This is a genomic window from Providencia sp., assembly GCF_052096715.1.
Taxonomy (GTDB): domain Bacteria; phylum Pseudomonadota; class Gammaproteobacteria; order Enterobacterales; family Enterobacteriaceae; genus Providencia.
The window spans coordinates 163,209-176,432 of record NZ_JBQDNB010000002.1 but is presented as its reverse complement, the minus strand read 5'-3'; the positions used below and the strand labels follow the sequence as shown (position 1 = coordinate 176,432).

The window sequence follows — 13,224 nt, the reverse complement described above, 5'->3', positions numbered from 1 at the left end:
AATTAATATGGCGGTATATTAACATTTTTGACTTAGCTAATGAGGCAATTAACTGCACTTTAGCTGTACTGATGTCTTTTAAATTCAATTTAAATCTTATTCACCTAGATTAGACACAGAATGATAATGGCAAGTTAATTGAAAATAACTAAACGTGGAGGCAACTAATACCAATACTCCTCCTCCAATAGCAACATAATAACCGTAGTCTATGGCAACAGTATCAACCACTTTCCCTGATAAAACTGCGCCTATCGCAACACCAATATTTAAACCAGCAAGTAACCAAGTCATACCCTCAGTTAATCTATTTGCAGGTATAATATTTTCGACTAATGACATCGCAATAATCATGGTTGGTGCAAAAAATAATCCTGAAATAAAAACAACGATGGATAAAGAGATAATACTATCAACCCATAGTAACGGGACGATAGATAATAGCGTTAATAATCCGCTTATAAATAATAAGCGAGGCAATGGCGTCGATAACGTGAGCGCACCAAAAATAAGTCCCATAAAGCAAGAGCCGACTGCATAAGCAGATAATACGAGGCTAGCTGCAGCGGGTTGATTTTGCTGTTCCGCTAATGTAACACTGAGAATATCCACTGACCCAACAATAATGCCTAGAGAGATCATTAGCCCAATCAATAGTTGTAAGCCGGTTATCCGTAAAATCGACTTATTATCTGACTCCACGCCAACATATTTTAAGATACTGGGTTCAGTACTACGTTGAAATACCAAAAGTCCTACCCCAATGATAAGTAAAACCATAGCAACAAGTAACCCTGCTTGAGGAAATAACGCGACTGTTATACCAACAGATAAAGGCGGCCCTGTAATAAATGTCACATCATCAAAAACGGTTTCTAACGAATAGGCTGTTTGTAAAATAGGCTGACCTTTATAAATAGCAGTCCATCTTGCCCTCACCATTGCTGACATGCTTGGCATAAAACCTGCCCCAAAGGCACCTATAAATAACCATAAGTTTGATAACTCAAACCATGTTGCCATTAATATAATACTGATACCTACAGCGCTAATAATAGTGACTCGAGGTAATATATAAAATTGTCCATGCCTATCCACTAAACGAGATATTGCAGGAGATAATAAGGCATAAGTTAAGACAAAAGTTGCAGCTACTGCTCCTGCTAATGTATAGCTTCCTCTTAATTGAGATAACATTGTAATAATGCCAATTCCCATCATAGGTAATGCTAAGCGCGCTAAAAAGCCAGCAATAACAAAGTGGTTACTTCCCGGTGCTCGAAAAATTTCTTGGTAACGGCTTATCATTAATATCTCCATAGTTAATACTAAACTTTATATACGCAGTGTATGTATAAAAATGATATATTGATACGGGATGAATGTAAACAATTATACGTAACGTATGTAAGAGGTTTCATGGCAAGAAGAACTCAAGCACAAATGGAAGAAACACGAGCTGTTCTATTATCAACCGCACGTGATTATTTCTGCCGTTTTGGTTACGCAGAAACCTCAATGGATGACTTAACCGCAAGTGCTGATCTAACTAGAGGCGCTCTTTATCATCATTTTGGCGATAAAAAAGGCTTATTAGCTGCGGTTGTGGAACAAATTGATACTGAAATGAATGATAGATTATATGCGATTACCCATGGTTCACTTGATATATGGGCAAGTTTTTGTCAACGCTGTTACGCCTATCTGGAAATGGCATTAGAGCCTGAATATCAAAGAATTGTATTACGTGATGCCAAAGCCGTACTTGGTGAAACACTGGCAAAATCTAATCTTCGTTGTATTGAACAAGTCGAAAAAATTATTACCCAACTTATTGACCAAAAATACATTGCTGACGTTAATCCTCGAGCGCTATCGTTACTCATTAATGGGGGATTGTCAGAGGCAGCTTGCTGGATAGCTGAGGGAAATAGTGATCGTAGACTTAACCAAAGTATTGAAACTGTGAATATCTTATTAAGCGGACTATTAATCGCTAAACCTATAGATTGATATGAAAGACAAATTTAAAAGAGAGTGAACTCAAATCGATACTAAGCTCACTCTTAGTATCATTAGCGTAATAACTTAAATGAAGAAATAAAATCGTCTACATCTTGTTGGCGAGTTGACCATGACGTACAAAAACGAACACAAGTTTTACCTGGTTCTGGTTCACATATTTTATTTAATGCGTATTTTGATAATAATTTTTTTGCTAATTCATTAGGTAAGATCACAAATACTTGATTTGATTCTGTTGGTGCTAAAAATTCAAATCCATTATCTTTAAAGAAAATAGCAATCTGTGAAGCCATATCATTCACATGTTGACCTAATTTAAAGTATAAATCATCTTCAAATAAAGCTTTGAATTGTGCAGCAAGCAACCAGCCTTTTGCCTGTAAACCGCCCTTTTGTTTAAGGCTAAAGCGAAAATCAGATTTCAACGCACTATTAGCAATAACTAAAACTTCACCAGTAAAAGCACCTATTTTAGTTCCACCGATATAAAAAATATCAGTAAGTTGTGCAATATCCTCAATAGTTAAGTCACTATATTTGGACATCAAACCGGATGCTAAACGAGCGCCATCCATAAATAGGAATAAACCATTAGCATCACAAATTTCACGTAAAGCAACTATTTCACTTTTACGATAAACCGTACCAATCTCTGTTGAATTACTAATATAGACTAATTTAGCTTGAACCGTATGTTCATCCCCGTTCTCACTCAACACTTTTTGAATATGTTGTGGGGTAAGTTTTCCTGACTCAGACTGTACAGTAATGACTTTATGGCCCGTCGCTTCAATAGCCCCCGTTTCATGAGTTGAGATATGTCCTGAATCCACAGAAATCGCAGCTTGATGAGGCCTTAGTACATGTGAAATCACCGTTAAATTGGTGATCGTTCCGCCATTAAAAAAATGAATATCTGCGTCTGCTCTTCCAATTCGTTCTTTGATTTGTTTCGCAACACTCGCGCAAAGTTTATCTGTACCATAACCTTCATAACGCTGCCCAACCAAGCCATTCAACTCTTTCATTACTGCAGGATGTGCTATTTCGTTATAATCATTTAAAAAACTATACATGGAATCTACCTATCGTTACTTTGTTGGTTTCTCATTCAAAGATGTCATAGTTATATGCGTATCTAATTAATTATTCAATACTATTTTAAATTATGAATGATATAAAAATTATATAGTTAACTTATTATAGCTAACCATATAATTAAGCTTAAGCAGTGACCTAATGAGAACATCGAAAGGTTATATTAAAACGAAAAGGTCCTAATAAAGGATGCTCGCCTGCTTTTATACTTCGTACCCCATGAAAATTTAAGCGCGAGCGGCCACCCCAGACTAATACATCACCATGTTCGAGTAAGATAGCTATTTTCGGCATTTCTCTCTTTATACCACCAAAATCAAACATTGCAGGTAATCCGAACGAAAAAGACACAATGGGGTGTGAAAAATCAACTTCATCTTTATCTTGGTGTAGAGATAATTTAGAACCTACACTGTATTGATTGATAAGACATGCGTCTGGTTCAAAGTGATTGAATCCCACGCTTTTTGCTGCATCGATAGCCAGTTTTTTAAATATTTCAGGCATAACGGGCCATGGATTATTTGTGACAGGGTCACGTAAAGAATAACGATAGCCGGTTTCGTCTGTCACCCATCCCCAGTCCCCGCAATTAGTCATTGCAACTGACATGTTATAACCACCAGGCGTCACCATATGACGAAGTGGAGCCTGCAAGATAACATTGCTTAATGCTAATAATAACGGTTCTCCTTGTCCTAAAAGAAATCCTTTTAACAAATAAGCATCTTCAGCAATTACAATATTGTTCTCTTCGTCAGAAAATAGCATGATTTCAATTTCGCAGTATTAAGGTGATTTTTGATCAATGATTTTTCAATAAATAGACCATTTAGGCATAATGTAAAAATATATCTTCTTACTTTTATGGCTATTTTTCATCTACTAATACCAATAATGGTGATTCAAACATCTCTTGAGGTGAAATTACGGTCTCATTATAAGGTATTTTCGATCCATAACGTTCCGCAAGCTTAGCTTTAACTGCTTTTGAACTTAAATCAAAATCTTTCAGTTTCTCTAGCTTACCAACTTTTACATCAATACCATGGTAGTAAATTTTCCAGACCAATTCAGAACAATACATTTTATCATTAGACCAAGAAAAAGCTAAATCATAAGGTTTAGATTTATATAACATAGCCTGTTGATATAATTTATCTTTTTGCGAATCACTTAGTCTATTCTTTACTCTTTTAACAACATACTTATTGGCGACACCTTGGTTAATCCAGATATGTAATGAAGTAAATTTAACCACATTAGATGCTTCGTAAACATAAGGTTTACCGTTATTAAATAATATAATTCCCATATGGCTGTATGGTGAATTTGTTGCTTTTTGGATAGCTAAACTCTGTGTTGATTTTGACGTTTGGAAAATAATATCTCCTTGCTCAGGTTCATATCCATAACATAACGAAGCAAACAAAATAGGCATTAAAATATGAAACTTCAGAAACAACGACATAATTATCATCCACTTGAAAAACTGCGTAAATACATAATTATATAATGCCTTATTTCTATTAATAAGACATTGAGATAAATATGATAGTTATCAATGCAGTTATATCGATTCTTTATATTGATTTAAAGCTAGCTTTCTCTCTGATTGCTGGCTTACCCATACACTGGCTAATATCACCAGCATTCCGATTAATTGCAACATACTTAATTGCTGATCTAATACTATCCATCCCAATAATACAGCACTGACTGGGCTTAAAAACCCCAACGAAGCAACTGAGCTCGGTCCTAATATAGCTAGACCTCTAAACCAAAGAGCATAAGTTAAAGCTCCACCAATAATAGTTAAATAACTTAAACCTATAAAATTAATCAATGTTAACGGTGGTAATGCAGGTTCAAAATATAATGCAAAAGGTAACAATACCAATCCACCAGCAGTTAGTTGCCAAGAAGTAAATGTTATAGCATTAACTGGCGGCTGCCAGCGACGACTCAGCACAGTTCCAGCGGCCATCGAAAATGCGCCTAAAAACCCAGCAATTATTCCAGTCATATCAAGCATTGCATTAGGTGTCAGTAATAAAATAGCCACTCCAATAATTCCACTAAAAGAAGCCAATATAGATAAAAAAGACAACTGACTATTTAATAACCATCGACTAAGGAACAATACAATTAATGGTTGAATTGCCCCTACTGTAGCCGCAACACCACCAGGCAAGCGATAAGCTGCAATAAATAATAACCACCAAAAAAGTGAGAAATTTAAAATTCCAAGTATCATTACACGTCCCCACCAAATGCCTTGTGGTAACTTTCGTATAAATAATAGTAATAATAATCCGGCTGGCAATGCACGTAATACAGCCAGCATTAAAGGCATTCCCTTCGGTAACATTTCGGTTGTCACCAAATAGGTGCTTCCCCAAACGATAGGAGCCAATGCAGTTAATAATAAAATTACATATCTATTTTTAATATCGTTCATATAAAACACCCACTAATTTATCTTGATATCAAGATAGTTTTAACTTACCTTGACGTCAAGATAAATTCAAACTATTATTTGTCTATGGATAGAATAGATAAAATCACTCAACAGTGGGAACGCGAGCGCCCAGACCTCGATACTAGTGCTATGGGGCTCATTGGTCGTTTAGGGAATGTAGCGCACCACTTAGCTCGCGAAATGGAAAAAGTATTTGCGCAATTTGGCCTTAATCGTTCAAGTTTTGATGTGCTTGCTACTTTGCGTCGAGCCGGCTCCCCTTTTACCTTAAGCCCAAGCGATATGCTCACCACTTTAATGGTTACATCTGGAACGATGACAAATCGTATCGATCAGTTAGAAAAAGTCGGATATGTTAAACGATATGTGAACCCTGAAGATGGGAGAGGTTTTTTAGTTACTTTAACGCCTGAAGGGTTAACCTTAATTAATAAGGCGATAGAGGCTCACACACAAAATCAAACACGTCTTATTTCCAGTCTTCCTGAAGCGCAACAACAATCTCTCGACCAAATTTTACGCTTATTTTTAGCGTCATTTGAATCTTAGAATTTGTGGATGACACATATTAACGTCATCCACTTATAAAAATCATCAATGTATATCAAATGGTAGTGGCATTTGCGAATGCTCAAATTGTTCACATAAGTAGACTAACTTCAAAAGTGCTTCTGACTCTTGATCCAAAGAGTTAGCAAAACACTCAACTTGTTTGGCAAACCACTCCATACCAAGCTCTCGTAGTGTTCCTACAACATAAATTAATTCATTTTTTTGACTTTGCGATAATTGCTGTCTGCCTGTACAAGCTTGAGTTTCAATCACTGAAAAAATAGGCCTTGTCAGTTGCTGAGTTAAGGTTGGAACAGGGATAAAATTAGCGCTCGTGTGTTGTTTTTTCGCCATATACTCTAAAATATGATTAATAAAATTCGAGGGTTTCTTTTTTCGAGGAATAAACTCAAAGTCTAAATAAAATAACTCGATCCCTTTTTCTTTTTTAAACCATAAAGTTTTTGGTACTAACTGGATTTCTTGTTGATGATAAATAATTTGTACTGCTATCGCAGCTATAGGAAGTTTTTGTTTAGTAATAAAACGCAATTCTTCAATTTTATTGCTTTCATTACCTTGCCAATTTAAACGCAAAAAGGCGGTATTGTGATTCTTATCTGATATTGCCCATAAAATACATTGCTCAGTTTCATTCCAATAGAGTTGCTCATAACTATCAATATGAAGTAATACAGGTTCATAGATATTATCCTCTTGTAAGTTAGAGAGATATTCGACGGCGTTAGGCCACTCGCTAAAGCCATATTCCGTTTGAAGCTGTTGGTAATCGGCTATTGCAATAAACTTATTTGAATGATTAAGTGCATAACTCTCTCCACTGGCTGCCAGTTTGCCTTCATCTGATAACCTAGGCTCATGTAATTCAAATGAATTTCGCATAAGATTATCTGCAGTTTGTTTCCAGATAGCTAACGTTTGCCAAACATTGGTACGATTAAAATTAGCATCCAGTCTATTGGCCCTTGCTTGAGTAGTTTGAATAACTTTCTTCTCTTTGGTATCCCAAAAACTGAAAGTTGCCCCAATTGCTCCACTTTGAGTTTGCCACCATTGAGCGTCAATAGGCATTAAATTTAGCGTTGTATTTTTACCTTCATATTGCTGCCTGACTCGCCCGCGCAATAAAATAAGTTGGTCTTCGTTTGCATGAAGTAATTGATATAAATAGGCCGAGATTCGTGCAATCAGACGCAATACTTGCCCTTCATCCATCGTAAAATGTTTATTCGCTAATAACTTAACTTGGCTACTTAATCGTTTTAAATAATTCCCTAGTCTAGGCAATCCTTCCGCGCGAGCGGACATATTTAATAACTGTAATTGAGCTGCACTACTTTGACTAATATGGGATAAGCCTTGACGCAGCATATTTTGAATAAAGATCTGTATTGATTCAATAACCGCTTTATCATCATTATTTAATGTTTGCTTAGTCTCTGTTGCAACAACCAAATCATCTGGCCACAACCATTGCTGGTTTTGTTGAGTAAACAACTTAGCCATAGCGGCCAAATGTAGCGCTTTTTTTTGCCTTTCTGGTAATGATGACAACATTCCTTGAAAACCATTACCGCGAAGATAGATAATCGGCTCTTCGTAATCAGGTAAAAAAATCTTAAATTGCGTACATTGGTCATCAGTACGTAATTCAATGTTGTCCCAAGCTTGTAATAACCGAATGGCTAATCGACAATCTGCTTTAGAATTTTGCTTAACTAAAGACCCCGTCTCTAACGCTAGCAGTTCATGTAGTAAAGGCACTGGCTCTGCCGGTATTTGTGCGTGATTATCTTGAAGGGGTTTATTTAAGGCAGATATATCGTCGCTTATATTAGCTTGCAACCACAGTATTGCCGCTAATATATGTTTGCAGCAACCAGAAGCAGTACAATCACAAGTCGCCTGTTGCACTCCCTGCTCATCCAATTTAACTTGCTGACCATCACTATTAAAGCTGCCATTAGTTAAATCAATAGGCACTACCTTCCCATTTTCAATGTCTTTGCGAGCACGTCGAAGTAACCCAACGTTAGCAAATACTGCGAGTGCATCGTCGTCATAATGGAAATAAACTGTTTTCCAACTCATTGCATCACCTCCGCAAGCCATTGAGCAAAGTGTTCTGGTGTCAACGCTGCTACATGCATTCCTCTATCTGCGAGTTTTTGTGCAATTTCAGTGTCGTAAACGGGTAATGCCTCGTCATCGAGAGCAGCAAGACCAAGTAGCTTGACTTGTTGGCTATGAAGTCGCTGGGTGCAATTGAGCAAGTTATTCAATGCCCCTCCTTCTTCAAAATCACTAATCAAAGAAATAACGGTTCGTTTTGGATTACGGATCAAGCTTTCACAATATTGCATGGCTTTAGCGATATCCGTGCCGCCCCCAAGTTGCACTGTCATTAAAACTTCAACGGGATCATTCGCTAAATGACTTAAATCAACAACCTGAGTATCGAAAATGACGAGTGAAACTCTCACCGTTGGCAATGCAGCTAAAATACTGGCACAAACAGCCGCATACATAATTGAACTTGCCATCGAACCACTTTGGTCAACACACAGAATGACATCCCAGGGTAAATGTTGCTGCTGTCTTGAATTAAAATGAGGTGTTTTAATTACTAAACGTTGGTTTTGTTGATCATAGTTTTTTAAATTAGCAGCAATAGTTGCTCGCCAATCAAAATTTCGACTATTAGGAATAAATGAACGACTAAAACGATTGCGACGACCCGTTAATGCCTGCCTAAACTGATTTTTCATCTGGCTTAAAATATCATCGACAACTTTTCGAATAATATTTTTAACTGCATCGCGAGTTTCTTCACTCATCTTTCCCCGTAAGCTTAGTAACGATTTAGCTAGCGCTTTAGTAGGTTCCATCGCATTGAGAGCTTGAGGATCTTTTAATAGGCTACTGATTTCATAACGCTCTAAAGCCTGTGATTGCATTCGCTCAAAAGTATTATTAGGAAACAATTTTCGCGCTTGATTTAACCAATTTACAGCCGTTAATTGAGATGCATCTAATGAGCCATGACGTCCACTTTCCTGGCGTAATCCACGTCGTTGATATTCACGTCGATATAAAAAATCAAGTGAGCGTTCAATTTTTAGTTCATTCGCATTGAGTGTCGCTTGCCCTAACGCATTGTCTGCATATTGTCCTAAAATTAGACGCCAACGCTTAGCTAATTGAATTTGTTCTTCCGTTAACGCTTCGTTCTCAGTCTTTTTTTGACTCATGATGATTTGCCCTCCATTGCATTATCAAACCAACCTCGTAGACCTTGCTCAACCAACTGTTGCTGTATTTTTTTTTCTAGTTGAATAGCTTGTAGCATGTTTTTTTCACTGAACTCAGTTTGATGAAGCGTTAAATCTTGTGTTTTAATTGATAAATTTTGCGCAATACATTGTGCCATCTGCGCATTTTGTTTTGGTGTTAATTGGCTAAACGCAAATCGTAAATCAGGCAAAACTTGAATAAACCGTTCATCGTCCCATTCGCTCAATAATTGGTTTAATAATTCCACCAACAAAGGTATACGTATAACTAATTCAGGCGCAGCACGCATAACGCCAATAAAGTAACCAATCGCAATTTCGGGATCGCTACCGGCGCTAAAAGTACGTTGAATTGATGTTGTGAGCACTGAATCATCAATTTTCCCAGCTAAAAATCGTAATGCATCAACGGCACCTTTGAGTAATGGTGCATGATTTAGCTTTCCATCTAAGCGTGCTAACTGATGGTAAAAATCAGAGGAATAATCACTTTTAGGATTAATTTCAGGCATGAAAGTAACTAGCTCTCGGCATGAAAGCAGCGCATTAAAATACGACTCCTGTTGTTGTTCATCCCCTTGTGATAATTGGTCAAAACAATAAAAACTTTGTTTAAGAACCTTGTCTAATCGTTGTTCTATAACAAGATCTTCATCAATATCAAAGAAACTACGACCTCGCCATAAGTGTACTAATTTATGACCACAAGTAATCAGTGACTCAAATTTAGCATCTTGCTGAATATAACGGTCAAGAAGTATAAATAATGTTGGAATTCGTTGATGCAATCCCATTAAAGCCGCTTGCATTAATAAAACCACAACATTCTGGCTTGAGCGGCTTATACCTTGCTCTTCAAGGTTTTTTTCCATCTCAAGTAATCGATTCAGAGCAATCGCTTTAAGCTGGGTGCCTTTTTCAGATAAAGCTATTAACTCGCCTTCTACATTAGGTGTCCATGCATACCGCCATTCCTCAAACAACAAATCCATTTGGTTACCAGAAAGAAAATTAGGTCCAGTGATATGTTTAGCGAAATGAATATCCAAAAAAGCGAGCAAATGTAAAAAACGGCTACGCATACGGTGCTGCCGATTGCGATAAACATCTAAACGACTAACTTTACTTAAGGTATCCTCGAGTTTAAAACGAAAGGATTTTGCTATTTCATAGGCTTCAGCAACTAACGGCGGCGTTATGGTTCCTTTGGGGATCTGCCCCAAGATAAACCCAGAAAAACAGGTTTGTATTTCATGCCACAATTCATTTTGGCTTTCATCTAAGCTGCCTTTGATAAAGGCACTTTGTAATCCATCGAGCAAATCATAGCGTCCTGGCCCCGTATGGCCACGAAAGATGGCTAAACGAAAACTCTGTTCAGCCGCTAATTTGACTGATAAAAAGCCAGGAGCAGCATCAAATTGTTTTACTCTTAATATTCCTGCAACTTTCGATAAATAATGAATACCTAATTGGTTACGATAATTAAGAGTTGGAATAATTTTATTATTAAGTTGATCGGCTCGTTGCTGTAGCAAGCTTTCCCAAACACATTGATAAAATGCTGGTGATGGCATCCCAGAAGCATAGCCATTTAAAGCATCTAGCCGGTCATGACTATAACGAATAAGCCAAGCTTTATCTTTTTCACCTAATTGCTGTTTTTGAGAAAATTTTTTCTGTTCGATTGGTGATAATTCAAAATTCTCAGCTAACTTATTCGCTAGCCCTTCGATTAAGGCTAAGGTATGAAAACCACCCGTAACAATCACAATTTTTGCATTAGGCTCTTGTGTTTTGATTGCTTGAATGTGCGATTGCATGTGTATTTCGCGCTGCGTTGAACCTTCAGACTCAAGGACTTCAGGCTCATAATCTAGACGCGCTAATGCACACCAAATAAAACTATCGTGAAAAAATGATTGCCAATGAGTTAAAGATTCAATTGTACGTAATTCAAATAAGTGTTCCCAAAGTTCATCATGATCACGGCAACCACATTTCTTAGCAAGTTGTGTAATAAACAGACTATGAGCTAAGTAGCGTTCTTTTTGTAAACTTTGATTTTCTGTACTTTCATCTACATTGACTTGTCCGGTCCAAGGTAAATCAATAAACCTTAATTTAGCATGATGTTGATGACCTACCCGTAACGCTTGCCATTCCGGTGAATACTCACAAAACGGAAAATAAGCTGATCGTGTGACAGGGTCACTTTTATTGTGTTCATCTTGCTCATTTTTAATTTCTGTTTGTGCCATAATCGCAACCGGTGGTTTAGTTTCTTCATTCAATAAGCCAGAAATGAGCGAATTAAAACTATCGGGTCCTTCGATTAAAACATAATCGGGTTTAACTTGTTCAATTAGGGATAACACACTATAAGAACATGCAGGGCTATGATGGCGAATAGGTGCAAAATAAAGCTGATGAGAACTAAGTGCTTGCCACTGTTCAAGTGCACTTTTAAGACGTTCAGGTAAAAATATGGATGGCAAACTCACCGTAATATTCCCTAATATAAAAAATGAGCAAGAAATATTTCCTGCTCATGATGGCGTGATTCAAAAACGAATACTTATTTAGGTTATTCCCTATTTAAGGTCATTTTTTAAGACTTTTTTATTGCAATAATTATCGCCAAAATTCACGAGAGGCTTCAAAAAAAGCTTTCCATTCTTTACTTTGTTTCGCTCTTTCTCTTGCAACATTATCAATGTAATAACGCATTCGTTTAATATCATCAGCATTATCTTTCAATACCACACCAATCAGTTGACGAGCAACTGCACCTGCACTTAGCGTGCCATCGCCTAGGTAATGTGCTTCTAATGCACAGGCATAAGCAATATTTACCGCTTCGGCAGTCGACATCACCGCATCAGGCGTCTTGATATTACCGCCATCTTTAGTATTACCAGAACGAAGCTCTTGAAACGTCGTGACAAGTAATTCGATCACATTGGCCGGTATAGTCACTTGCGTATTTAACTCACCTAATTCGGCATTAAGCTGCTTATTAATCAACTCTATTTCAAAAGCGGGGTCTTGAATCGGTTTAACTGTCTCAAAATTAAATCGACGCTTAAGAGCCGATGACATTTCATGAACACCACGGTCACGTAAGTTTGCCGTACCAATTAGGTTAAATCCCTGCCTTGCACTAATGCGAGCGTTATCTTTCATTTCAGGGATCATCATCTGTTTTTCTGACATTAAACTGACCAATACATCCTGAATTTCAGGTGGACAACGGGTAATTTCTTCAAACCGAACAATTTTACCCTCAAGCATTCCCTGATATAACGCGGAGCTAACTAATGCTTTTTCTGTCGGACCTTCCGCCAGTAATAACGCATAATTCCATGAATATTTAATATGATCTTCAGTGGTGCCAGCAGTTCCTTGGATCGTCAAACCCGAATCACCACTAATTGCTGCTGCCAATAATTCCGATAACATCGATTTTGCTGTACCTGGTTCACCGACTAACATCAGTCCTTGTTTACCCAGTAATGTCACTATCGCCCTATCAACAAGGGCGTCGTCACCAAAGAATTTCGGCGTAATTTGTAGAGCATCATCACCCAAAATAAATTGCCTAACAGCACGAGGTGAACGTAACCAACCTTGAGGTTTTGGGTTGAGTGTATCCGCTTGAGTCAGTCGCTCTAACTCATCAGCAAAGCGGACTTCTGCACTTTCACGTAGTACATTCGCACTCATTGTCTTTTTATTCGTCATTTCCATACC

Annotated in this window: 11 protein-coding genes; 2 read left to right on the top strand and 9 right to left on the bottom strand. The window is 37.4% G+C overall.

Annotated features, from left to right (window positions below):
* Positions 1-96: 96 nt before the first annotated feature.
* A complete protein-coding gene (locus tag ACTH6U_RS02565; protein WP_441831523.1) occupies positions 97-1,308 on the bottom strand; it encodes an MFS transporter in 1,212 nt (403 codons plus the stop codon).
* A gap of 111 nt (positions 1,309-1,419) precedes the next feature.
* On the opposite strand from ACTH6U_RS02565, the gene ACTH6U_RS02560 reads away from it, so the two are divergent.
* Complete coding sequence (locus ACTH6U_RS02560; protein ID WP_441831522.1) at positions 1,420-2,013, top strand: TetR/AcrR family transcriptional regulator; 594 nt, start codon at positions 1,420-1,422, stop codon at positions 2,011-2,013.
* Positions 2,014-2,075: 62 nt separating this feature from the next.
* On the opposite strand, the gene ACTH6U_RS02555 is transcribed toward ACTH6U_RS02560, so the two are convergent.
* From ACTH6U_RS02555 to ACTH6U_RS02540, 4 genes are all read right to left on the bottom strand, one after another.
* Positions 2,076-3,101, bottom strand: coding sequence for a threonine aldolase family protein (locus tag ACTH6U_RS02555; RefSeq protein ID WP_441831521.1), 1,026 nt, complete (start codon positions 3,099-3,101; stop codon positions 2,076-2,078).
* Positions 3,102-3,261: 160 nt separating this feature from the next.
* Positions 3,262-3,894: a DNA oxidative demethylase AlkB gene (alkB, locus tag ACTH6U_RS02550; RefSeq protein ID WP_294103807.1), complete on the bottom strand. Its 633-nt coding sequence runs from the start codon at positions 3,892-3,894 to the stop codon at positions 3,262-3,264.
* Positions 3,895-3,994: 100 nt separating this feature from the next.
* Entirely contained in the window at positions 3,995-4,582 is a 588-nt protein-coding gene (locus ACTH6U_RS02545) for a YiiX family permuted papain-like enzyme (protein ID WP_294103907.1), read from the bottom strand.
* 111 nt (positions 4,583-4,693) lie between these two features.
* Complete coding sequence (locus tag ACTH6U_RS02540) at positions 4,694-5,584, bottom strand: EamA family transporter (protein WP_441831520.1); 891 nt, start codon at positions 5,582-5,584, stop codon at positions 4,694-4,696.
* Between the two features lie 84 nt (positions 5,585-5,668).
* On the opposite strand from ACTH6U_RS02540, the gene ACTH6U_RS02535 reads away from it, so the two are divergent.
* Positions 5,669-6,154: a MarR family winged helix-turn-helix transcriptional regulator gene (locus ACTH6U_RS02535; RefSeq protein ID WP_294103803.1), complete on the top strand. Its 486-nt coding sequence runs from the start codon at positions 5,669-5,671 to the stop codon at positions 6,152-6,154.
* 45 nt (positions 6,155-6,199) lie between these two features.
* Here ACTH6U_RS02535 and ACTH6U_RS02530 read toward each other — a convergent pair whose 3' ends face one another.
* From ACTH6U_RS02530 to ACTH6U_RS02515, 4 genes are all read right to left on the bottom strand, one after another.
* Positions 6,200-8,269, bottom strand: a complete 2,070-nt coding sequence (locus ACTH6U_RS02530) for an SWIM zinc finger family protein (protein ID WP_441831519.1) — start codon at positions 8,267-8,269, stop codon at positions 6,200-6,202.
* Positions 8,266-9,429 (bottom strand): VWA domain-containing protein, encoded by a 1,164-nt coding sequence (locus ACTH6U_RS02525; RefSeq protein ID WP_441831518.1) that lies wholly within the window; start codon positions 9,427-9,429, stop codon positions 8,266-8,268. The genes ACTH6U_RS02530 and ACTH6U_RS02525 overlap by 4 nt, the downstream gene beginning before the upstream one ends.
* A complete protein-coding gene (locus tag ACTH6U_RS02520; RefSeq protein WP_441831517.1) occupies positions 9,426-11,975 on the bottom strand; it encodes a DUF5682 family protein in 2,550 nt (849 codons plus the stop codon). Before ACTH6U_RS02520 ends, ACTH6U_RS02525 begins: the two co-directional genes overlap by 4 nt.
* A gap of 130 nt (positions 11,976-12,105) precedes the next feature.
* On the bottom strand, positions 12,106-13,215 hold the full coding sequence (locus tag ACTH6U_RS02515; protein WP_441831516.1) for an ATP-binding protein: 1,110 nt from the start codon (positions 13,213-13,215) through the stop codon (positions 12,106-12,108).
* Positions 13,216-13,224 lie beyond the last annotated feature (9 nt).